The 22,990-nt window shown below is 63.2% G+C and carries 20 protein-coding genes; 11 read left to right on the forward strand and 9 right to left on the reverse strand.

All coding sequences use genetic code 11. The annotated features are described in order from the left end of the window. Window positions 1-34 precede the first annotated feature (34 nt). Window positions 35-991: a threonine dehydratase gene (locus tag ACVWYU_RS26465; RefSeq protein WP_457374082.1), complete on the forward strand. Its 957-nt coding sequence runs from the start codon at window positions 35-37 to the stop codon at window positions 989-991. A 197-nt stretch (window positions 992-1,188) separates the two neighbouring features. Here the strand turns inward: ACVWYU_RS26465 and ACVWYU_RS26470 are convergent, their stop codons facing one another. The 9 genes from ACVWYU_RS26470 to ACVWYU_RS26510 form a co-directional block, all read right to left on the reverse strand. Beyond that, window positions 1,189-2,775: an arylsulfatase gene (locus tag ACVWYU_RS26470; protein ID WP_090320275.1), complete on the reverse strand. Its 1,587-nt coding sequence runs from the start codon at window positions 2,773-2,775 to the stop codon at window positions 1,189-1,191. A gap of 250 nt (window positions 2,776-3,025) precedes the next feature. After that, window positions 3,026-3,658 carry an SDR family NAD(P)-dependent oxidoreductase gene (locus ACVWYU_RS26475; protein WP_457374083.1) on the reverse strand — a complete coding sequence of 211 codons (633 nt, stop codon included), beginning with the start codon at window positions 3,656-3,658 and terminating at the stop codon, window positions 3,026-3,028. Beyond that, window positions 3,655-4,302: a TetR/AcrR family transcriptional regulator gene (locus ACVWYU_RS26480; protein ID WP_247254950.1), complete on the reverse strand. Its 648-nt coding sequence runs from the start codon at window positions 4,300-4,302 to the stop codon at window positions 3,655-3,657. The genes ACVWYU_RS26475 and ACVWYU_RS26480 overlap by 4 nt, the downstream gene beginning before the upstream one ends. A 124-nt stretch (window positions 4,303-4,426) precedes the next feature. Beyond that, window positions 4,427-5,251: an SDR family NAD(P)-dependent oxidoreductase gene (locus ACVWYU_RS26485; protein ID WP_090320282.1), complete on the reverse strand. Its 825-nt coding sequence runs from the start codon at window positions 5,249-5,251 to the stop codon at window positions 4,427-4,429. 30 nt (window positions 5,252-5,281) lie between these two features. Continuing rightward, window positions 5,282-5,698 (reverse strand): MaoC family dehydratase, encoded by a 417-nt coding sequence (locus ACVWYU_RS26490; RefSeq protein ID WP_090320285.1) that lies wholly within the window; start codon window positions 5,696-5,698, stop codon window positions 5,282-5,284. Between the two features lie 14 nt (window positions 5,699-5,712). Next, the gene (locus ACVWYU_RS26495; RefSeq protein ID WP_090320288.1) at window positions 5,713-6,153 is read right to left on the reverse strand and encodes a MaoC family dehydratase N-terminal domain-containing protein; all 441 of its coding nucleotides are present in this window, start codon (window positions 6,151-6,153) and stop codon (window positions 5,713-5,715) included. A gap of 29 nt (window positions 6,154-6,182) precedes the next feature. Continuing rightward, entirely contained in the window at window positions 6,183-7,367 is a 1,185-nt protein-coding gene (locus tag ACVWYU_RS26500; RefSeq protein ID WP_457374084.1) for a lipid-transfer protein, read from the reverse strand. 28 nt (window positions 7,368-7,395) lie between these two features. After that, complete coding sequence (locus ACVWYU_RS26505) at window positions 7,396-8,496, reverse strand: acyl-CoA dehydrogenase family protein (protein ID WP_245706732.1); 1,101 nt, start codon at window positions 8,494-8,496, stop codon at window positions 7,396-7,398. Window positions 8,497-8,790: 294 nt separating this feature from the next. Continuing rightward, window positions 8,791-11,607, reverse strand: a complete 2,817-nt coding sequence (locus ACVWYU_RS26510) for a LuxR C-terminal-related transcriptional regulator (protein ID WP_457374085.1) — start codon at window positions 11,605-11,607, stop codon at window positions 8,791-8,793. A 197-nt stretch (window positions 11,608-11,804) separates the two neighbouring features. Here ACVWYU_RS26510 and ACVWYU_RS26515 point away from each other — a divergent pair, with 197 nt between their 5' ends. The 10 genes from ACVWYU_RS26515 (at window position 11,805) to ACVWYU_RS26560 (ending at window position 22,962) form a co-directional block, all read left to right on the forward strand. Further along, window positions 11,805-12,959, forward strand: a complete 1,155-nt coding sequence (locus tag ACVWYU_RS26515) for a CaiB/BaiF CoA transferase family protein (protein ID WP_090320300.1) — start codon at window positions 11,805-11,807, stop codon at window positions 12,957-12,959. 33 nt (window positions 12,960-12,992) lie between these two features. Further along, window positions 12,993-13,796: an enoyl-CoA hydratase/isomerase family protein gene (locus tag ACVWYU_RS26520; protein ID WP_457374086.1), complete on the forward strand. Its 804-nt coding sequence runs from the start codon at window positions 12,993-12,995 to the stop codon at window positions 13,794-13,796. A gap of 60 nt (window positions 13,797-13,856) precedes the next feature. After that, on the forward strand, window positions 13,857-15,413 hold the full coding sequence (locus ACVWYU_RS26525) for an acyl-CoA synthetase (protein ID WP_457374087.1): 1,557 nt from the start codon (window positions 13,857-13,859) through the stop codon (window positions 15,411-15,413). Next, on the forward strand, window positions 15,413-15,847 hold the full coding sequence (locus ACVWYU_RS26530; protein ID WP_457374088.1) for a PaaI family thioesterase: 435 nt from the start codon (window positions 15,413-15,415) through the stop codon (window positions 15,845-15,847). Before ACVWYU_RS26525 ends, ACVWYU_RS26530 begins: the two co-directional genes overlap by 1 nt. After that, entirely contained in the window at window positions 15,838-17,361 is a 1,524-nt protein-coding gene (locus tag ACVWYU_RS26535; protein ID WP_457374089.1) for an acyl-CoA synthetase, read from the forward strand. Before ACVWYU_RS26530 ends, ACVWYU_RS26535 begins: the two co-directional genes overlap by 10 nt. A gap of 246 nt (window positions 17,362-17,607) precedes the next feature. Continuing rightward, window positions 17,608-18,747, forward strand: coding sequence for an acyl-CoA dehydrogenase family protein (locus ACVWYU_RS26540; protein WP_090320314.1), 1,140 nt, complete (start codon window positions 17,608-17,610; stop codon window positions 18,745-18,747). Window positions 18,748-18,778: 31 nt separating this feature from the next. Then, window positions 18,779-19,984, forward strand: a complete 1,206-nt coding sequence (locus tag ACVWYU_RS26545) for a lipid-transfer protein (RefSeq protein ID WP_457374090.1) — start codon at window positions 18,779-18,781, stop codon at window positions 19,982-19,984. Continuing rightward, complete coding sequence (locus tag ACVWYU_RS26550; RefSeq protein ID WP_090320320.1) at window positions 19,981-21,138, forward strand: acyl-CoA dehydrogenase family protein; 1,158 nt, start codon at window positions 19,981-19,983, stop codon at window positions 21,136-21,138. Before ACVWYU_RS26545 ends, ACVWYU_RS26550 begins: the two co-directional genes overlap by 4 nt. Window positions 21,139-21,160: 22 nt before the next feature. Then, the gene (locus ACVWYU_RS26555; protein ID WP_457374091.1) at window positions 21,161-22,162 is read left to right on the forward strand and encodes an acyl-CoA dehydrogenase family protein; all 1,002 of its coding nucleotides are present in this window, start codon (window positions 21,161-21,163) and stop codon (window positions 22,160-22,162) included. Window positions 22,163-22,173: 11 nt separating this feature from the next. Continuing rightward, window positions 22,174-22,962, forward strand: coding sequence for a crotonase/enoyl-CoA hydratase family protein (locus tag ACVWYU_RS26560; RefSeq protein WP_457374092.1), 789 nt, complete (start codon window positions 22,174-22,176; stop codon window positions 22,960-22,962). Window positions 22,963-22,990: the final 28 nt, after the last annotated feature.

Genomic DNA, 22,990 nt, shown 5'->3' on the forward strand with positions numbered 1-22,990 from the left:
GTCTAGACTGGGCAAAACCTCAGGGAGACCCCTCATGCACAGACTGACTCGCGACGACATCGAACAGGCCGCACGCCACGTGTACCAGGTCATGCCGGCCACCGCCCAATACGCCTGGCCCTTGCTGGCCGAGCGCCTGGGCTGCACGGTGTGGGTCAAGCACGAAAATCACACGCCGACCGGGGCGTTCAAGGTGCGTGGCGGCATCACCTTCATGCACTGGCTCAAGGCTACGCACCCTGACGTCCGGGGGATTGTCAGCGCCACTCGCGGCAACCACGGCCAGAGCCTGGCACTGGCGGCCAGCGCCCTGGGTTTGCGGGCGTTGATTGTCGTGCCAGAGGGGAATTCGCTGGAGAAGAACAACGCCATGCGCGGCTTTGGCGGCGAAGTGGTCGAGTATGGCCGCGATTTTGACGAGGCTCGCGAAGAGGCCGCGCGCCTGGCGCAAGCGCATGGCCTGTATCTGGTGCCGCCGTTCCATGCCGAGTTGGTCAAGGGCGTGGCCACCTATGCGCTGGAACTGTTCAAGACCGCGCCGGACCTGGATACCGTCTACGTGCCGATTGGCTGTGGCTCGGGGATCTGCGGGGTGATCGCCGCCCGTGACGCACTGGGCCTGAACACCCGGGTAGTGGGCGTGGTGTCCACCGAGGCAGCGGCGGCCAAATTATCCTTTGAAGCGGGCGAAATCCTCGAAACCGCCACCGCCAATACCTTCGCCGACGGCCTGGCCGTGCGCAAACCGGTGCCCGCCGCCTTTGATATCTACGGGGCGGCCGCGGCGCGAATCGTATCGGTCAGCGAGGATGAGATCGCCGAGGCCATGCGCGTGTATTACACCGATACCCACAACCTCGCAGAAGGCGCCGGTGCGGCGGCCCTGGCGGCGCTGATGCAGGAGCGTGAGGCGATGGCGGGGAAAAAGGTCGGCGTGGTGTTGTCGGGCGGGAATGTGGATCGTGCGGTGTATGCCAGAGTGATTGGGTGAAAAAGGGATCTTACGCAATACCTGTAGCCAGCCTGCTGGCGATGATCGTTAACGGTAACGCGTATAAGCGGGTTAAACGCGGGGCAATTGAGACCATCGCTGGCAAGCCAGCTCCTACAAGGGACTGTGTTTCACAAACCAGTTACAGCCGCAAAAAAAAGGCCGTCATCCACTCGCCTGTGGACAGCGGCCTGACATCAAGGCTTGGCCGGTGCCTTGCTTTTCTCTTCGATCTTCGCGTCTACCGCCGCACGAATCTGGTCGATGCTGAAGCTGGCCGGTTTCTGGCTGGGTGGGTACTCGATGAAGGTCTGCAGGAATCTCGCGGCTTTGGCCACGCCCGCTGCCAGCAGGTAAGAGTTTTTCACCATCCAGTCGTTGTACTGGTCAGACACAACATCTGCCCGCTCATAAGGGTCCATCCGCAAGTTGAACAGCTTGGGCACGCGCAACGGCACGAACGGGCTGCTCCATACCGCGAAACCGCCGGGTTCGCGTTGCTCGGCGAAGACCACTTTCCAGTTGTCGTAGCGCATCGACACCAGCACGCCGTCATCGTTGAAGTAGTAGAACTCGCGACGTTCGCCCTTGGGCTGCTGGCCGGTCAGGTAGGGCAACTGGTTGTAGCCGTCCAGGTGCACCTTGAAGCTGGTGCCGCCCGAGGTGGGTGCCCAGCCTTTGAGCAGCTTGTTTTTAACGTCCGTTTCACCCGCCGCTGCAAGCAGCGTAGGGAACCAGTCCATGCCCGAGAACATCTCGTTGGACACTTCACCGGCTTTGATCTTGCCCGGCCAGCGAACGATCGCCGGCACGCGATACGCGCCTTCCCAGTTGGAGTTTTTCTCGTTGCGGAACGGCGTGGTCGCCGCGTCCGGCCAGGAGAACTGGTTCGGGCCGTTGTCGGTGGTGTAGACGACGATGGTGTTGTCGGCGATTTTCAGGTCATCGAGGGTCTTCAGCAGTTTGCCGACGTCGCCGTCGTGTTCGAGCATGCCATCGGCATATTCGTTGCCGGGCATGCCGCTCTGGCCCTTCATCGAATCGCGTACATGGGTGAACACGTGCATGCGCGTGGTGTTCATCCAGACGAAGAACGGTTTGTCCGCCTTGGCCTGCTTTTCCATGAACGCCTGGGCGGCGGCGGTGGTTTCGTCGTCGATGGTTTCCATGCGCTTGGTGGTCAGCGCGCCGGTGTCTTCGATCTTGCCGTCGGCGAAGCTGTGGATCACCCCGCGTGGCGTGCGGGACTTGACGAAGTCCGGGTCATCCTTGGGCCAGTAGGGGCGCTCGGGCTCTTCCTCGGCGTTGAGGTGATAGAGATTGCCGAAGAACTCGTCGAAGCCGTGGTTGGTCGGCAGGAATTCGTCCTTGTCACCCAGGTGGTTCTTGCCGAACTGACCGGTGGCATAGCCGAGGCCCTTGAGCGCCTGGGCGATGGTGATGTCGCGTTTCTGAATACCGATCGGCGCACCCGGTACACCGACTTTGGTCAGGCCGGTACGCAGCGGTGATTGCCCGGTGATGAACGACGAGCGCCCGGCGGTGCAGCTGTTCTCCGCGTAGTAGTCGGTGAACAGCATGCCTTCGTGGGCAATGCGGTCGATGTTGGGGGTCTTGTAGCCGACCACGCCCATGGAATAGGCGCTGATGTTGGTCTGGCCGATGTCATCACCGAAGATCACCAGAATGTTGGGTTTTTCCGCGGCGCCGGCCGTTGCCGACAGCGCCATCACCGTAGTCGCCATCAGGGCGAGTTTCGGCAGCCACTTTTTTATGCGAGTCATCTGACTGGCTCCTTGTTGACGGGCGTCGCGCAGGGCGACCAGGCAGCATGTTCAAGCGTCATCAGGGACGACACGCCACCCGAATCAGGTGGTTGCAGGGGGCTGGCCAGCGAAGGCGTCAGCCCATCCAGCATCAATGCCGGCAGAGCCGGCGCCATTGCGAGCAAGCTCGCTCCTGCAGTGGCCGTTGATCGAACGGGAGCTCCCGCTACATACCTGGCGCGGGTGGTGCCGGAAACCGGGCAGGCCGTCAGAGGCCTGCATTGTCGATATGCAGCACGGCACCGGTGACGCTGGCACCGGCACCGCTGGCCAGCAACAGCAGCGGACCATTCAGTTCTTGCAGGCCGGCGTTCTTGCTTTGACCGGCAGCGATGACGTTGACGCGTATGCGGTGTGGCGTCAGCGACTGGGCCATGGCGCGGCTCATCCGAATGAGGCTGCTGTCGGTGCGCAGGCAGGGGTTCGGCTCGCTGATGGGGCGCGGTGGCGGCTCGATATTGACGATGCTGCCACCGCGTTCGGCCCTGATCATATGCAGGCTGGTGCAGTGAACGACGTGATTGTTCAGGGCAACGTGTTCGCATTCGGCGCTGTTATTGATCAGCACGTCGACACTGCCGAAACGCTCCTGCACGGCGTCCAGCGCGGCTTCGATACTGGGGCGGCGGGCGCTGTCGAGGCTGACGATCAACACTTCGCCACCTTCCCAGCGCAGGTCGGCGGCCAATTGCTCCAGTTGCGAAGGATGCTTTGCGCCGAGGGCCACCCGGGCTCCGGCAAGGCTGGTCAGACGGGCGAAATGCGCGCCCAGCCGGGTGGTGGCATCGGCCACCAGAACGGTCTTGCCGGCCATGGAAAACGGTTGCATGAAATTGCTCACGGGCGTACCTCCATTGGCACGGCGCGCCGGGTCAGTACGGCTCGCGGCACAGCGACCCGCGGTGAAGTGATGGGCGTGGCACCGAGCATCTTCAGCACCAGTTCCGAGTAATGCCGAATAACGTCATCGATCCCCCAGCGACCATTGTCCTGGTACCAGACGCAGGCGTGGGTGAGCATGTTGAACAGGGTGCGGGCCATCAGTTTCGGTTCGGCGCAACTGAGCGAACCTTCCTTGACCCCTTGCTCCAGAACTTCCTGCAACGCTTTGAGGTACAGGCGCCGCGCCTGGCGGACCTGCTCCAGATCCTCTTCGGCGAGGCTTCTGAATTCCAGGTTGCCGAGCATCGCCTCGTCCTGGTGTTCGAGGTGATAGCGCACGTGGCAGGCGATAAAGGCGAGCAGTTTTACATCGGCGGTGACAGCCTTTTTCGGCCGGCGACGCGTCCACTCCCGGGACAATCCCTGGAAGTACTCGAGGATCAGCTCCAGCAGCAGTTCGTTTTTGCCTTTGTAGTACAGATACAGCGTCGAGGCGTTGATGCCTGCTTCAGTGGCGAGCTGACGCAGGCTCATCGAGCCGTAGCCGTTACGCGAGATCAGTTTGATGGCGGCCAGGCGGATGTTGTTTTCAGTCATGTTCATGGTGTGATCCTGCGGCCTGTGGGAGCGAGCTTGCTCGCGATAAGCGCCAGAACGACGCGATCAGTCAGACAGCCCGCGTCATCGTTGGCGTCCATCGCGAGCAAGCTCGCTCCTACGGTTTTATTTATTGCAGATTGCCGGCGACAGCGATGGTCTGGGCGGTGATGTAGTTCGACTCCGGCGAGCAGAACAGATACACCGCGTCCGCCGCTTCCTGCACGGTGCCCGGACGGCCCAGCGGGTTGCGCTGGGCGAACGACTTGGCCGCTTCCGGGCTGATGCCGACACGAATGTCACGGCCTTCGATGTTCACCGTGGCGCCTGCGTGGGCGTCGGCCTTGGTCATGCGGGTTTCGATGAAACCGAAAGCCACGGCGTTGACGTTGACCTTGAAACGACCCCATTCACGCGCCAGCGCACGGGTCATGCCGATCACGCCGGCCTTGGCCGAGGAATAGTTCATTTGCCCGGCGTTGCCGTTCAGGGCCGACACCGAAGAAATGTTCACCACTTTGCGGAACACTTCGCGCTCTGCCGCCGCATCGGCCTGGGCCTGGGCCTTGATGATCGGGTAGGCCGCACGCAGGATGCGGAAAGGCGCGGTCATGTGGCAGTCGAGAATCGCGTACCACTGCTCGTCGCTCATCTTCTGGATCACGTCGTCCCAGGTGTAGCCGGCGTTGTTGACGATGACGTCAATGCTGCCGAAGTTGTCCATCGCGGTCTTGATGTAGCGGTCGCCGAAGTCAGGGGCGCTGACGTTGCCGTGGCAGACAGCGGCTTCGCCACCCAGCTTGCGGATCATTTCAGCGGTCTCGTGGGCCGGATCGGCGTCCAGGTCGTTGATCACGATGCGCGCGCCTTCGCTCGCCAGTTTCAGGGCGATCTGCTGACCGATGCCGCGACCGGAACCGGTGACCAGTGCGACTTTGCCTTCGAGTTTTGCCATGGGGTGTTGCTCCTCAGTGATCAGTGTTGTTTACAGAGCGATCACGGCGTCACCAACGATCTTGGTCTCGCCGTATTGATTGGTGGTGCGCACTTCAACCTTGATGCGTTGCTCGCCGTCGACTTCAAAGCGGTCGACGACGGCACCGGTGCAGGTGATCTGGTGGCCCAGGTGGGTGATGCCGAGAAAACGCACGCCGAACTCGCGCAATTGGCGCTGATCGACCCACTGCGTCAGCAGGCGACCGAGGTACGCCATCGACAGCATGCCGTGGGCAAACACATCGGGCATGCCGGCCCGGCGGGCGTAATCGGTGTCGATGTGGATGGCGTTGTGATCCCCCGACGCACCGGCGAACAAGGCCAGGGTGGTGCGGTTGATCGGCGGCAGGGCCAATGGCGGCAGGGTGTCGCCGATGTTGATTTTTTCCAGGCTTATCGCGTTCATCTGTGTTCTCCGCTTCAGCTGTTGCGCTGCACAAGCACGCTGCGCAGGTCCGCAACATGCTCACCGTGCTGATTGGTGACTCGGGTTTCGCGCACCACGAATTCCAGGGCGCCGCCTTTCTTGTCGTAGATGTCGGCGATGCGCACATCGAAGCGCAAGGTGTCGCCGGCATAGGCCATGCGGTGATAACGGAAGGATTCTTCGCCGTGCAAAATGCGCGCGGTGACGATGCCCAGTTCGTCGCGCCAGGCGTTCGAAGGGATCTGGAATTCCAGCGAGAACAGGAAGGTCGGCGGCAGCGGCAGGTTGGGATGCCCGGCATCGCGCGCGGCTTGTTCGTCAAAGTAAATCGGGTTGGTTTCCCCGGTGGCCTTGGCGAAAAAGCGCAGTTGCCCGGCTTCGGCGGTCACGAGGAACGTGGGCAGTTGTCTGCCGATGTGTTTCTTGTCGATCATCTGAATGGCTCCTTTGCTGAGCGGGCGCGTCAGTTTTTCTGGTACACGGTCACCACGCAGGCACCGCCCAGGCCGAGGTTGTGCTGCACGGCAATGCGCGCATCCTGTACCTGGCGTTGTTCGGCGGTGCCGCGCAATTGGTGGGTCAGCTCATAGCACTGGGCCAGGCCGGTGGCGCCCAGCGGGTGGCCCTTGGAGAGCAGGCCGCCGGACGGGTTGGTGACCCATTGGCCGCCATAGGTGTTGTCGCCGTCGTTGACCAGTCGCGCGCCTTCGCCCTCGGCACACAGGCCGAGGCCTTCGTAGGTCAGCAGTTCGTTCTGGGCGAAGCAGTCGTGCAGCTCGATGACGTCGACATCTTTCGGGCCGATACCGGCCTGGTTGTAGGCAATGTCCGCGGCCATGCGCGTCATGTCGAAACCGGCCACGCGGATCATGTCCCTGGCGTCATAAGTACTTGGCAGGTCGGTGGTCAGCGCCTGGCCGGCCATCAGCACGTCGGTGCGCAGACCGTGCTTCTTCGCGAACGCCTCGGACACCACGATGGCCGCGGCAGCGCCACAGGTCGGCGGGCAGGCCATCAGACGCGTCATCACGCCTTCCCACAGCATCGGGGCGGCCATGACTTCTTCGGTGCTGACCACGTTGCGGAACACCGCCAGCGGGTTATTGGCCGCGTGACGGCTGGCCTTGGCGCGGATCCTGGCGAAGGTTTCCAGTGGGGTGCCGTATTTCTGCATGTGCGCGTAGCCGGCACCGCCGAACTGGCGGATGGCGTTGGGCAGGTCAGGCATGCCGATCAGTTCGTTGGCCAGCACCAGGGCGCGTTCGGTGGCCGGTGCGCGATCGGTCCAGGCGGATTTCAGGGCACCCGGGTTCATGTGCTCGAAGCCAAACGCCAGGGCGCAGTCCACCGCGCCGCTTTGTACGGCCTGGCGAGCGAGGAACAGGGCGCTGGAACCGGTGGCGCAGTTGTTGTTGACGTTGATCAGCGGGATGCCGGTCATGCCCACGCGGTACAGGGCTTTCTGGCCGCAGGTCGAATCGCCGTAGACGTAACCGGCGTAGGCCTGCTGGATGGCATTGAAATCCACACCCGAATCGGCCAGGGCCTGGCGGATCGCTTGTTCGCCCATGACGTCGTAGGGCTCGTTGGTCCCCGGTTTCTTGAACTGGATCATGCCGACGCCAGCAACGAATACCTTATTGCTCATCGTGTGTTTCCTTTTTTGTTTTTGAGGGTCAGAGCTTGCGCGCGATCATTTCGCGCATGACTTCACTGGTGCCGCCGTAGATGCGATTGACGCGCGAGTCGACGAACGCGCGGGCGATCGGGTACTCCATCATGTAGCCGTAGCCACCGTGCAGCTGGACCATGTCGTCGATGCATTTCCACAGGGTTTCGGTGGTGTAGAGCTTGGCGATCGCCGCTTCTTCCAGGGTCAGGCGGCGGCGCATGTGCTCGCCCAGGTAGTAGTCGACCATCACCCGCATGGCCGTGGCCTGGGCCTTGATGTCGGCGAGCTTGAATTTGCTGTTCTGGAAGTCCCAGACGGTCTGGTTGAAGGCTTTGCGGTCCTTCACGTATTCCAGGGTCTGCTCGAGCAGGCGCTCCAGTTTCGCGGCGGCGGACACCGCGATCGAGAAGCGCTCCTGGGGCAGTTCGCCCATCAGGTAGGCAAAGCCCAGACCTTCCTCGCCGAGGCGGTTGCCGACCGGTACGCGCACGTTGTCGAAGAACAGCTCGGCGGTGTCGGCGGCGGCCTGGCCGACTTTCTCCAGCTTGCGTCCGCGCTTGAAGCCGGCACGGGTGGCTTCCACGGCGATCAGGCTGATGCCTTTGGCGCCGGCGGCCGGGTCGGTCTTGCACACGACGATGACCAGGTCGGCGGTCAGGCCGTTGCTGATGAAGGTCTTGCTGCCGTTGATCACGTATTCGTCGCCATCGCGCACGGCGGTGGTGCGCACGGCCTTGAGGTCGCTGCCGGTGCCGGGCTCGGTCATGGCGATGGCCAGGATGGTCTCGCCGGAGCAGATGCCCGGCAGCCACTTCTGTTTCTGTTCTTCGCTGCCGCAGCGATTGATGTACGGGGCGATGACGTCGGAGTGCATGCCGAAGTAGGCGCCACTCACGCCGGCCCGGGCGAACTCCTCGTTGAACACCGCGCTGTGACCGAAGTCGCCGCCACCACCACCGTATTCGGTGGGCAGGGTGATGCCGAGCAAGCCTTCGCGGCCGGCCTTGAGCCAGGTCTCGCGGTCGACTTGGCCGGCTTTGTCCCAGGCAGCCTGACGCGGTACGCATTCGCGCTCGAAAAAACGGCGCGCGGTGGTGCGGAACATCTCATGGTCGTCGCGGAAAACGGTTCGGGCGATATGCACGCAAGACTCCTCAATGATCACGGGCCGGCTTGCTTGGGCCAGGCGCTGATGCAAGGCGCGACGTGCGCCTTTGAACTGAGGGTTACGATAGGGGTGGGGGCTGGTGTGAACGCCACCCGAGGCGGGTGGCGAGACAAAAATCAATCAACTGTGGGAGCGAGCCTGCTCGCGATGGCGGTGTGTCAGTCAACTTTGATGTTATAGGTGCCGTCCTCTTCGCGAGCAGGCTCGCTCCCACAGAGTCTTGCAGGTCTGTTATTGCGGGGCGGGATCACCCTGCGACTCCAGGTCACGCACCCGCGCGACCGCCTCATCGCGGCTGTTGACGCCGAGCTTGCTGTAGATATGGCTCAGGTGCCATTTCACGGTTTCCGGGGACAGCCCCAGGGCGCGGGCGATTTTTTTGTTGGGCAGGGCCTGGGCCAGCAGGCGCACGACTTCGATTTCCCGCTCACTCAACGGCTCCATGCCGGCGGCGAGGGGCTTGCCTGCCGAGGTCGGGGAGGGTTTGCCGGTTGGCGCGGCGGGCACCGTCACATCGGCTGCTTGCAGGCGCTCGACGTAGAACGCCAGCACCGGGTCCAGGGTTTTCTCGTTCGCGATGGCAGAGATCAGTTTCAGTGCGTCCGGGTGGGCGTCGAGCAGGCTGCGCAACAAGCCGAAGCGCTGCCCGCGCCGCAGCGCCTCCATGACGTGATCCCGTGCGGCATCGGGATTGCCGCGCTGGGATTCGATCACACCGCTGAGCACCAGCAGCCGTACTGAACCGAGCTGGCGGCGGTGCCGTTCACAGGTTTCGATCAACTGTTCGATCCGCTTCAAGGCGCCGTCCAGGTCGCCTTGTTGAATCTGCCAGCGTGCCCGCGCGTTCTCGGCCAGGATATGGATTTCCTTGAGCGCGCTTTGCCCGGCATCCGGGTGGCGCGCGTCGATGGCTTCCAGGCGCGCCAGTTTGGCCTGGGCCTGCCCATGCTCACCGAGAATCATCAGCCAGCGCACCTGCCAGGTCAGGCAGTAGGCTTGCAGGCGCTCCAGACCGAGTTTGATCGCGTACTCGTCGAGCCGCTCGACATAGGCCAGGGCTTCCTGATGATTGCCCGCCAGCCATTGCACATTCCACAGCACCTGCATCACGCGCAGCACCGAATCCGGAATCGAGATGCGTTCCAGGATATCGATCCAGCCCGAAAGCAGTTTGAATGCCGCATCGACGTCATTGGTTTCGTAGAGCACCTCGCCCAGCAGCGCGGCGGAGAGGTAGGTGGCGTCGGCACCGGCCTTGCCGCACTGGGCGGCTTCATGCATCACATCCCGATAGACCCGTTCCGCCTGCTTCATCTGGCCTTCGAGGGCGTGGCTCAAGCCAATCATGCAGCGCCCCTGCAGACTGCCGGCGGTGGTCCCCACAAGGGGTTCGCCATTGATCAGCAGCAGGGGGCGGTCGAGTTGTATCTGGCGCGCCTTTTCGTATTCGCCCCGGTGCATGTAGAGCCACGAAAGGATGTTGGCGCATGAACCGATGGCCACACTGTTGCTGTCCGGCGGCGGATTGAGCAATTGCGGCAGCACCGTCATCGCCGCGTCGGTGTCGTCACGCTGCAGCGCCAGAGAGGCACGCAGTATCGCAATCATGAAGCGATCATGGACGTCGCTTTCAGGGACGTCCTGGAACAGTTGATCGAGGCTGTTGGCGCAAGCCGCGAAATCCCGGGCATAGAGCTGCATCCTGGCCTTGAGGATGCGCAGCTTGACCCGCGCCTGCACTTGCTCGACCGGCAGCAGCCGGACCAACTCGATCAACATGCGCAAGTCGCCGTGGGCATACAGCGTCTCGGCGTTTTGCTGCACCAGGTCGGCAGCGGCATCCGGGTCGCCCGCCATCACGGCATGGTGCACCGCTTCATCCAGATGCTGGTGGTCCCGGAACCAGGCCCAGGCCCGCGCGTGCACCGCCTGTTGTTCGGCCTTGCTGCGCGAATCGAAGTATTTGAGCAATGTCTCGCGCAGCAGAGGATGCAGGCGGTACCAGGTTTCGCGCTGGGCGCTGTCCACCGGGATCAGGAACAGGTTGTCCCGTTCCAGGCGTGCCAGCAGGGCATTGGCGTCGCGGACCGCGTCCGGATTGCCGCTGAGGGCGGCGCATAGCGAGGCGCAGAAGCGGTTGCAGACGGCCATGAGCAGCATCAAGTCCAGGTCCGTCGGCGACAGATGGGACAGCACTTCGATTTCGAAAAACTTCGCGAACGCCTGATCGTCCCGCACCTGTGTCTGGTCGGTTGCGGCAACGAGCGGTCGATTTTTCTTGCGGCTGACGGCCAGCAATTGCAGTCCGGCCACCCAGCCATCGGTCAGTTCATGCATCAGCTTGGCATCGCGTGCGCTGATGTCGCCCAGTTGAGCCTTGAGAAAGCGTTCGGACTCGCCGGGGGTGAAGCGCAAGTCGCGCAGATTCAGTTCCAGCACCAGTTCCTGGCTGCGCAGCCGCGCCAGGGACAAAGGCACGGCGCTGCGTGACACCAGTGCCAGGTGCAGATTGGCCGGTGCGTAGTCGATCAGCCATTGCAGGGCCTGATGAATCCCGACGTCGGTCAGGTGGTGCAGGTCATCGAGGACCAGCACCAGTTCGCGGCCACGGCTGGCAATACTGCGCACCAGGGTGATGACGGTGCGTTCTACCGCCTCGCTGTCGATACCACGACCTTCCAGCTGGGTGGCTTCGTGTACCAGATCCGGGTCGACCTGGCCGAGGCTGGCCAGCAAGTAATCCAGGAAGCGGGTCAGTTCGTTGTCATCGGCAGACAGCGTCAGCCAGGCCACGTCGAAGCCCAGCGGCAGCAGCGCCTGGCGCCAGGCAATCAGCGTCGAAGTCTTGCCGCATCCCGCAGGCCCCTTGAGCACGATGCAGCGCTGGCGACGCGCCTTGAGCATTTGTTCCTGGAGCAGTTCGCGGGAAATCAGACGCCCGGCACTGCGTGGCGGGATCAGTTTGGTACTGACGATCGGCGACTGGGTCGGATTCAAGACCGGGCTGGAAGGCGTGTCCGAGGCTGTGGACTTGCGGGGTTTATCCATGGGGCTGTCCGAATCTTTTTTGTTTTGGGAAGGCACTGAATCCAGAGGAGTGTAACGCACCGTCAGCCAGTCATGGCCCTGTGTTTGGCATTCGCCACCCGATGCGGGTGGTGGTCGGCGAATAAGGGATTGATTAACTGGACGCCACAAAATAGGGGTGCTGCAAGGCGCTCCGTCAGAACAATGGAGCGGCGGCAATGGGTGTACTGAGCGGCATTCGAGTGGTGGAATTTGAGGCAATCGGCCCGGCGCCTTTTGGCACGATGCTGCTGGCGGACATGGGGGCCGACGTGGTGCGGATCGACCGTCCGGTGGCTGCGAGCGACCTGGGTCCGAAGTTTGAAGGCAAGCGCGCCGACATTACAGGGCGCAATCGGCGTTCGGTCACTCTGGACCTGAAATGTCCGCAAAGCGTCGCCGCCGCGCTGGAATTGATCGAACGAGCCGATGTGCTGATCGAAGGCTTTCGCCCTGGCACCATGGAGCGTCTGGGCCTTGGCCCGGAAGTGGCGCTGGCGCGCAATCCACGGCTGGTTTATGCACGCATGACCGGTTGGGGCCAGACCGGGCCGATGGCTGACCGTGCCGGCCATGACCTGAACTACATCGCCTTGTCCGGCGTGCTGTCGACCATTGGCCCGGCCGGTGGGCGGCCGGTCCCGCCACTGAACCTGGTGGGCGATTACGGCGGTGGCGGCATGCTGATGGCGATGGGCGTGCTGGCGGCGCTGGTGAACGTGCAGCGTGGCGGGGCCGGACAAGTGGTCGATGCGGCCATGACCGAAGGCGCGGCGCAGTTGGGTTCGGTGGTCTGGGGCCTGTTGGCCGGCGGTCACTGGACCGAACAGCGCGGCAGCAACCTGCTCGATGGCGGTGCGCCGTGGTACGACACCTATGAAACCCGCGACGGGCAGTACATGTCGATCGGTCCGATCGAGTCGCGATTCTACGCGCAAATGCTGGACATTCTCGGGTTGGCAGGCGCCGACCTGCCGCGTCAACACGACCGGGCTGGCTGGCCGCGCTTGCGTGAGGCCTTTACCGCGGCCTTTCTCAGTCGCACCCGGGCAGAGTGGGCCGACGCGTTTGCCAGCAGCGACGCCTGCGTGGTGCCGGTGCTGGGCCTCGCTGAAGCGGCCGAACATCCCCACAGCGTGGCCCGCGGCAGCTTTATCAAAGTCGATGGCGTCGTCCAGCCCGTCCCGGCACCGCGTTTTCTCGGCACGCCTTCGGCGCAGCCACGAACGGCACCGCAACGCGGGGAGCACGGTCAAGAGGCGTTGCGCGACTGGGGTTTCGACAGTGTCGCCATCGAGCGGTTGCATTCGCTGGGCCTGGGCTTCAAGGCCTGACCTCCCTCCCATAAAAATCATAGAGGTTAGTCCATGGCCATACAGTTCAAGATCATCGATCACGTGGCAGTCATTACGCTCGATGCGCAACTGTCGAACAATGCGCTGTCCATCAGCGACTTGATGCACCTGCGCAAGACGCTGGTGGCTTGCCAGGATGACGAGCAGGTGCGGGTCATCGTGCTGACCGGTGCCGGTGAGCGGGCATTCTGTTGCGGCGCGAGCCCGCGCGATCCTTCGCGCGGACTGTCCGGTTTTGTCGCCGGCGCACTGAAAAGCCGCGAGACCGAGGCTGAGGAGGGCGGCTACGCGCGTCTGTTCGACCTCAGCGATCTGGAGATCTGGAAGCCGGTCATCGCCGCCATCAATGGCGCTTGTCTGGCCGGTGGTTTTGAACTGGCCCTGCAATGCGACCTGCGCATTGCGGCCGAAAGCGCCGCGTTCGGCTTGCCCGAAGTGCGCGATGCGACCATTCCGGCGGCCGGTGGCGTGCAATACCTGCTGCGCGCGGTGCCCGCCGCCCACGCCATGAAAATGGCGATGACCGGTGAGCCGATCAACGCTCAGGAAGCCTTGCGCATCGGACTGGTCATCGACCTGCTGCCACAAGAACGGTTGATGGCCGCCGCCCTGAACCTGGCCGAACGCATAGCCGCCAATGGCCCCCTGGCGGTGCAGTCGATCAAGCAGTTGGCGGTGCAGACGGCACACCTGACGCCCCGCGACTTTGTGATTCAAGCCCACTTGCACTGGGGGTTGCTGCGCGACAGCCAGGATCACGCCGAAGGGCGCGTGGCGCTGGCCGAGCAAAGGACGCCCAAATACATCGGTGCATGACGCACCGCCCAGTGACTGTATGCGTTCTTACCTGACAACAATAATTCACAGGAAACCATCATGTATCTCACCCAAGGACTGCACCGTGTTTTGCAGCAGCGCCCTCATGCCCTGGCGACGGTTTTCCGCGACCGGCGCCACACCTATGCACAACTGGCCGACCGCGTAGCCCGCCTGGCCGGTGCCTTGCAGCAACTGGGCATGCAGACCGGTGACCGCGTGGGCCTGCTCGGCCTGAATTCCGATCGTTTTCTCGAGTACTACCTGGCCACCTGGTGGGGCGGTGGTGTGGTCAACCCGGTCAATATTCGCTGGAGCGTGGCGGAAATCGTCTATTCGCTGGACGATTGCGACACGCGCATCCTGATGATCGACGACACCTTCCTGTCGATGGCCGACAGCATCGCCGGCACCGCCAAAGTGCGGCCGCTGTTGATCCACATCGGCGAAGGCCCGACGCCCGAAGGCATGTTGTCTTACGAACAACTGATTCGTGACGCCGAGCCGGTCGATGATGCCTTTCGTGGCGGTGACGACCTGGCCAGCATCATGTACACCGGTGGCACCACCGGCTTGCCAAAAGGCGTGATGCAGTCGCACATGAACCTGTGGAGCGCCGCCGTGGCCCGTGCCGCCGATGTTCCGGTGCCGGCCGACGCGCTGACCTTGCACATTGCTCCGATGTTCCACCTGGCCGCGCTGTCGCGGGTGATCCTGATCTCGTTGCTGGGCTTGCCGAGCATCTTCGTCCCGGCCTTCGACCCGCTGAACGTGATGCAAACCATCGAACGCGAGCGCATCACCGACATCCTGATCGTGCCGACCATGATCCAGGCGTTGATCATGCATCCGGAGTTCGCCAACTATGACCTCAGCAGCCTGCGCAGCCTGACCTACGGCGCCTCGCCGATTGCCGTGCCCTTGCTGCAACTTGCCTTGAAAGCCCTGCCGAACGTCGAGTTCACCCAAGGCTACGGCATGACCGAAGCCGCGCCGCCGATTTCCGCCAACGGCCCGCAGAACCATGGTCCCGAAGGCATTGCCAATGGCCGGCTGCGCTCGGCCGGGCGTCCAGGGCTGGGCGTGACGGTGCGCATCGTCGACGAACATGACAACGAAGTCCCGCGCGGAACGGTCGGCGAAGTGCTGGTGCGTGGGCCGAACATCATGCTCGGCTACTGGAACAAACCCGAAGAAACCGCCCAGGCCCTGCGTGGCGGCTGGATGCACACGGGCGATGGCGCCTACATGGACGACGAGGGTTACATCTACATCGTCGACCGCTTCAAGGACATGATCGTCAGTGGTGGCGAAAACGTTTATTCGGGTGAAGTCGAAAGCGCGATTTCCAGCCACCCGGCCGTCGCCGCCTGCGCGGTGATCGGCATTCCGTGCGCACAGTGGGGCGAAGCGGTACACGCGGTGATTGTGCTCAAACCTGATCTCGAAGCAGCCGGCGCGGACATCATCGAACATTGCCGTCGGCAGATCGCCGGCTACAAGACACCGAAGTCGGTCGAGTTCCGCAGCGCGTTGCCGCTGTCCGGTGCCGGCAAGGTGCTCAAGCGCGACCTGCGCGAACCTTACTGGGCCGGCAAGGACCGGAGTGTCAGCTGATGGCGCTGGACAAGGAAGCGGCAACGATTCCCGAGGGATTCACAGCGCTGGAAAGTCTCTCGGGTTTCCTGCGCAATTGCGGTGATTTCTTCCTCCATGATGAACGGCCGATCGTGGCCGTTCGTCTGCAGCCGCACCACCTCAACTATGTGCACATCGCCCATGGCGGTTTCCTCGCCACGGTCGCGGACAGCGCTTTCGGCATCGTTTTACGGCGCCATCTGCAGCCGCCATCGGTTGCGCTGACGGTCAACTTGAACGTCGATTACATCGGTCCGGTGCGCGAAGGCGAGTGGCTGGAGGCGCATGTGGAAGTGCTCAAGACCGGCGGCACCTTCATCAACGCCAGCTGCCTGCTGAAGGTCGGCGAGCGCCTGGTGTTGCGGGCCAACGGTGTCTTCACTACCTGGAAAGGCAAGACACCATGTACATGACCCAGTGTCTGCAACGCACCTTGCAGCAAAACCCGGAGCACCTGGCGACGATCTTTGGCGATCGCCGCCAGACCTATCGCCAGTTTGGTGAACGTGTCGCTCGCCTGGCGGGCGCCTTGCAGAACCTGGGGATGGCGGCGGGAGACCGCGTTGGCATGCTGGCGCTCAATTGCGACCGTTATCTTGAGTACATCATGGGGGTCTGGTGGGGCGGCGGGGTGCTCAACCCGATCAACATTCGCTGGAGCGTGCCGGAGATTGTCTATTCGCTGGACGATTGCGCCACCGGCTTCCTGATTGTCGATGAGCACTTCGCGGCGATGGCCGAAGGTATCCGCAAGACCGCCCGCCAGGCGCCACGGTTTATCTACGCCGGGGACGGTGAAGTGCCGCCGGACATGCTCGGTTATGAGCAGTTGCTGGCCCAGGCAACGCCGGTCGAGGATGCAGGACGCGGCGGGGAAGACCTTGCCTGCATCATGTACACCGGCGGCACCACCGGTTTTCCCAAGGGCGTCATGCAGTCTCATCTGAACCTGTGGTCGGCGTGCATGCCGCGCATGGTTGACATGCCGCCGATACGCGACGGCCGGTTGTTGCACGTCGCACCGCTGTTCCACGTCGCCGGCATGGCCCGCGCGTTGATCCAGTTCATGGCCGGTGAAAGCCATGTGCTGCTGTCGGGTTTCGACGCGGCTGAGGTGTTGCGGGTGATCGAGCGGGAACGGATCACCGAGACGCTGCTGGTGCCGACCATGATCCTCGCGTTGCTGGCCCATCCGGAATTTGATCGGCATGACCTCAGTAGCCTCAAACGCCTGACCTATGGTGCGTCACCCAGCGCGGGCGAAATGGTGGAGCAGGTGTTGGCCCGGCTTCCGGACCTCGAGCTTTCTCATTCCTACGGGCTGACTGAAGCCTGCCCGGTGGTGTCGAGCAATCTGCCGTGCAATCACACGGCACAAGCGCGCCGGAGCGGTTTGTCGCGTTCGGTCGGGCGGGGCGGGTTGGGGGTCAATGTGAAGATCGTCGACCCGCAAGGCCGGGAAGTTCCACGTGGCACGGTGGGCGAGATCATCGTGCGCGGGCCGAACATCATGCAGGGCTATTGGAACAAGCCTGAAGAAACCGCCCGGGCATTGCGCGATGGCTGGTTGTACACCGGTGATGCCGCGTACATGGACGAGCAGGGGTACCTGTTCATCGTCGACCGCCTCAAGGACATGATCGTCAGCGGTGGCGAGAATGTTTACTCGGCGGAAGTCGAAAACGTCCTCGCCCGCCACCCGGCCGTGGCGCTGGCGGCGGTGATCGGCGTGCCCCATGAGCAATGGGGCGAGGCGGTGCACGCGGTGGTGGTGCGCAAGCCCGGCGCCCAGGTCGATGCCGAGCAATTGCGCCTGTATTGCCGGGAGTTCATCGCCGGCTACAAATGCCCGAAGAGCGTGGAGTTCCGCGACGAGTTGCCGCTTTCGGCCGCCGGTAAAGTCCTCAAGCGCGAACTGCGTTCATAACCACACCACAACCCCCCTGTGGGAGCGAGCCTGCTCGCGAAGACGGCATGCCAGTCAACATGAATGTTGAATGTGACGACCTTTTCGCGAGCAGGCTCGCGCCCACCGTTTTTGCGCCAGTGCTTCAGATCGTTTTCCTCCAGGCATTCGCTACCCGATCCGGGTGGCTTCACCACCCACCCGCGTCAATACAGTGGACTCACGAACCAGGCGCAAGCCTTGCCTGGCAACCCACTGGAGATCCCGATGCACATCAACCGTACTGTCTACCGTGAAGACCACGAAATGCTGCGTGAAACCGCGCGCCGTTTCTTCGAGCGTGAATGCCTGCCCAAGCAGGCGCAGTGGGACGCCGCTGGCCAGGTCGACCGGGAGACCTGGCTCAAGGCCGGTCGCCATAACCTGCTGTGCCTCACCGTGCCGACCGAGTACGGCGGTGGTGGCGGTGACTTCGGGCACTCGGCGGTACTGATCGAAGAGCTGTACCGCGCCGGGGTTTCGGGCTGGAGCCTGGGTGTGCACTCCGACATCGTTGCGCCGTACATCGTGCGTCTGGGCACCGAAGAGCAAAAACAAAAATGGCTGCCGAAAATCTGCACCGGCGAAACCGTACTGGCCGTGGCGATGACCGAGCCTGGCACCGGTTCGGACCTCAAGGCGATCCGCACCACCGCTGTGCGTGACGGTGACGAGTGGGTGATCAACGGCAGCAAGACCTTCATCAGCAACGGCCTGACCTGCGACATGGTGGTGGTCGTCTGCAAGACCGACCCGAGTGCCGGCGCCAAGGGCTGCAGCCTGATCGTGGTCGAGTGCGACCGTGAAGGTTTCCGTCGCGGGCGCAAGCTGGAAAAGGTCGGCCAGCACGCCGCCGACACCGCCGAGCTGTTCTTTGACAACGTGCGCGTGCCGGTGGGCAACCTGCTCGGTGAAGAAAACAAAGGCTTCATGCACCTGATGGAAGAGCTGCCGCAAGAGCGCCTGGTGATCGCGCTGTACAGCGCGGCCAAACTCGAGCGTTTGCTGGAGCAGACCGTCGAGTACGTGAAGGACCGCAAGGCGTTCAACCAGACCGTCTGGGACTTCCAGAACACCAAATTCAAGCTGGCCGACATCAAGGCCCAGGCCACGGCCGTGCGCCTGACCATCGACCACTACATCGGCGAGCACATGCGTCGTCGCCTCACGGTGCAGGAGTCGGCCATCGCCAAGCTCTTCGCCACCGAAACCCTGTGGAAGTGCATTGACGACATGGTCCAGCTGCATGGCGGCTACGGCTACATGATGGAGTACCCGATCGCCCGCGCCTTCGTCGACATGCGTGTGACGCGTGTCTTCGGTGGCACCAGCGAAGTGCTGCGCGAACTGATCGCGCGCCAGTTGTGATCCTTTCCCCCTCATTTTTTCAGGTGACAGCATGAGCGAAAAAGTACTGGTAGCCGGTGTCGGCATGATCCCGTTCCGCAAGCCGAGCGAGAGCCCGACCTACGTGCAGATGGGCGCCGAAGCGGTGCGTCGCGCCCTGGCCGATGCGGGTATCGATTACAAGCTGGTGCAAGAGGCGTACGCCGGTTATGTCTATGGCGATTCAACCTGCGGCCAGACCGTGTTGTACGAAGTGGGCATGACCGGGATTCCGGTGGTGAACGTCAACAACAACTGCTCCACCGGTTCCACCGCGCTGTACCTGGCGCGCAAGGCCATCGAATCCGGTTCGGTCGATTGCGTCCTGGCGGTGGGTTTCGAGCAAATGCAGGCCGGCGCGCTGAAATCCCATTGGGATGACCGTCCGCCGACCCGCGAGCGTTTCCTGCCGATCCTGCGCGATCTCACCGCCGATATGGATGGCATGGCTCAGGCCATCCGTACCTTTGGTGGTGCCGGGCGCGAGTACATCCAGAAGTACGGCATGAAAATGGAAACCTTCGCCGCCGTGCGCGCCAAGGCCAGCCGTCATGCTGCCAACAACCCGCTCGCATTGTTCCGCAAGGTGCTCAGCGTCGAAGACGTGATGAACGACCCGGTGATTCTGCCGGGCGTCATGACCCGCCTGATGGCCTGCCCGCCCACCTGTGGCGGTGCCGCGGCGATCCTGGTTTCCGAGCGTTTTGCCAGGAAGCACGGCCTGCGCCGTGACGTGGAAATCGTTGCCCAGGCAATGACCACCGACACTCCCGAGTCCTTCAACTTCGAAAAGCCGTCGATGCTTGATTGGGTCGGCACGCACATGACCCGGGCCGCCGTCGGCCAGGTCTACGAGAAGGCCGGCGTCGGCCCGCAAGACATCGACGTCTGCGAACTGCACGACTGTTTCGCCCAGAACGAAGTGATCTGCTACGAGTCGCTGGGCTTGTGCCCCGAGGGCGGCGCGGAAAAATTCGTCCTGGACGGGGACAACACCTACGGCGGACAAATCGTCATCAACCCGTCCGGTGGCCTGCTGTCGAAGGGGCATCCGCTGGGTGCTACCGGTCTGGCGCAATGCTACGAGCTGACCCAGCAACTGCGCGGCAACGCCGATCAGCGCCAGGTCGAGGGCGCACGCCTGGCGATGGCGCACAACCTGGGACTGGGCGGCGCGTGTGTGGTGACGCTCTACGGCAAAGTCGGAGGTGGCCAGTGAGCAGCCTGCTCGACGCCTTCCGTTTGACCGCGCTGCCGGAACACGCGGAAGCCTTTCGCGCTGAGGTCAAACATTTTCTGGCTGCGCATCTGCCACGGGTTTCGGCCGATGTGCGGGCGCGCAGCTGGACCGGATTCGACGCCGCATTCAGCCGCGAACTGGCCCGGCGTGGCTGGGTCGGCCTGACCTTGCCGCAAGCCTATGGCGGCGCCGGGCTGGATGCGTTCAGCCGCTTTGTACTGGTCGAGGAATTGCTCTCGGCCGGTGCCCCGGTCGCTGCGCACTGGATCGCGGATCGCCAGAGCGGGCCGCTGATCCTGAAATTTGGCAGTGATGCACAGAAAGATTTCTACCTGCCGCGCATCTGCGCCGGTCAGGCGTTCTTCTGCATTGGCATGAGCGAACCCAACTCGGGTTCGGACCTGGCCAGCGTGCGCAGTCGCGCCACACGGTGCGAAGGCGGCTGGCGCCTGAGCGGGCGCAAGATCTGGACCACCAACGCGCATCACGCCGACTACATGATCGCCCTGGTGCGCACCAGCGGTGCGCCCGAAGACCGCCAGAGCGGACTGTCGCAATTCATCATCGATCTCAAGCAACCGGGAATCAGCATTCGCCCGATTGTCGACCTCGCCGGTGATGCGCATTTCTCCGAAGTGGCATTCGACGATGTGCTGCTCGGCGAAGACGCCTTGGTGGGCGAAGAGGGCAGCGGCTGGAAACAAGTCAACGCCGAACTGGCTTTCGAGCGCAGCGGGCCGGAGCGTTTCTACTCCAGTGTGGTGTTGCTGGACCTCTGGGCTGACACCCTGCGTCGCAACGGTGCCAGCGCCGCCGAAACGGCATTGCTCGGCAGTTTCATCACGCAACTGACCAGCCTGCGCAACCTGTCGCTGGCGTTGACGGCCTTGCTCGCGAAGGGCGAAAGCCCGGTGGTGGAGGCCGCGTTGGTCAAGGACATCGGCACCGAATTCGAGCAGGCGATTCCGGCGGCGATCGCCGCATCGATCAGTGCTGATCCGGATGCTCCGGTCGACGAGGAGTTGTACCGCACCGTCGCCTACCTGAATCAGGTTGCACCGACCTTCTCGTTGCGCGGCGGCACCCGGGAAATCCTGCGCGGCATGATCGCCCGTGGCCTGGGCCTGCGTTGATATCGAATAGGAAAAGATCGTCATGTTCACTGAAGCCATAGAGAAAATACTGACCGACTTGTGCACTCCGGCACAGGTCCGCGCGGTTGAAAACGGTGACTGCGCCAGCGCGTTGTGGCGTGAGCTGGAGGACGGCGGTTTTCTGGAGCTGCTGACGCCGGAAGTGGCCGACGGAGCGGGGCTGTCGCTGGCAGCGGTGTTCCCGATTTTCCTCGCCTTTGGACGCCATGCCCTGCCGCTTCCGGTCGCCCAGAGCATTGCCGCCCGGGCGTTGATGCGTGACTGCCCGCATGCGCCACCGACCGGCATGCTGAGCCTGGCCGGCACGGCTTACCGGGAAGCCGATGGCCGTTTGTGCGCTCCGCGCATGGCCTATGGCGCCCTGGCCGACTTCGCGTTGGTGAATCTGGGCGGTGAGCTGCTGTTGCTCGATTGCAGTCAGGCGCAGCGCGTGCGCAGCGGTGTCCACGGCAGCCAGTGCGCCACGCTGTATTGGCCGCAGGATGCCGAGGGGATTTCCCTGGGCAGCAATGGTTCTGAGGTTCGTCTGTTCAGCGCCGCCATTCATGCCGCGGCCATTGCCGGGGCGATGGAAAAGGCGCTCGACATGACCCTCGAGTACTGCAATGACCGGGTTCAGTTCGGCAAGGCCATCGGCAAGTTTCAGGCGGTGCAGCATCAGCTCAGCGTGATGGCTGAGCAGGTGGCGGCTTCGCGCATCGCTGCCGAGCTGGCCTTCGCCTCCAACGCTACGGTTCCCGACGCGCTTGCGACAGCCATCGCCAAGGCGCGCACCAGCATGGCGGTGCCGCAAGTCACCGCCACGGCGCACGCATTGTTCGGTGCCATCGGCGTGACGGAGGAGCTGGATCTGCAACTGTTCACCCGACGCCTGCACGAGTGGCGCGTCAGCGAAGGTTCGGAAACGCACTGGAACGGTCTCGTTGGTCAGGCGCTGTTGGCGCAGCCACAGGTTGGCGCCAGTGAATTCGTGCGCAATGTCATCCCGTCACAACCCGCTTGAGGACGCCTTCCATGAGCAACTTTTTGAAGTACGAACAAGAGGGGCATGTCGTCACGCTGACGATGAACGACCCCGAGCGACGCAACCCGCTGACCGGCAACAGCGCCGTGCCCGAGTTCCTTGAAGCCATCGAACGGATCGAGCGCGACAGCAGTGTTCGCGCCGTCATCATCACCGGTGCCGGCAGCGCGTTCTGCTCCGGTGGCAATGTGCGCGACATGGACCGCTACGCGCAGATGTCGGGCATGGCGTTACGTCAGGAGTACCGCACCGGCATTCAGCGTTTGCCGCTGGCGCTGTTCAATCTGGAGGTGCCGGTCATCGCGGCCGTCAATGGCGCGGCCATCGGTGCCGGTCTCGACCTGGCCTGCATGTGCGACATCCGTGTGGCCTCCGAGCAGGCGAAGTTTGCCGAAAGCTTCGTCAAGCTGGGGATCATTCCCGGCGACGGTGGGGCGTGGTTGTTACCGCGCATCATCGGTTTGTCGCGGGCTACCGAATTGACCCTGACCGGACAAATGATCGAGGCCCGCCAGGCCGAGCAATGGAACCTGGTGTCCCGCGTCGTACCGGCCGAACAGCTGCTGGACAGTGCCCGGGAAATCGCCGCGGCGATTGCGGCCAACCCGCCCCATGCCGTGCGTCTGGCCAAGCGCCTGTTACGCGAAGCCTTGCACACGCGACTCGACACGCTGCTGGAAATGTCCGCGACTTTTCAGGTGCTGTCGCACCAGACCGCGGATCACCGCGAAGCCGTGGCGGCGTTCATCGAGAAGCGACCCGCGACTTTCACAGGGTAAGTGTCACCACGCGTAACGCCCGTTGAGC

Source organism: Pseudomonas sp. TE12234 (assembly GCF_054061835.1).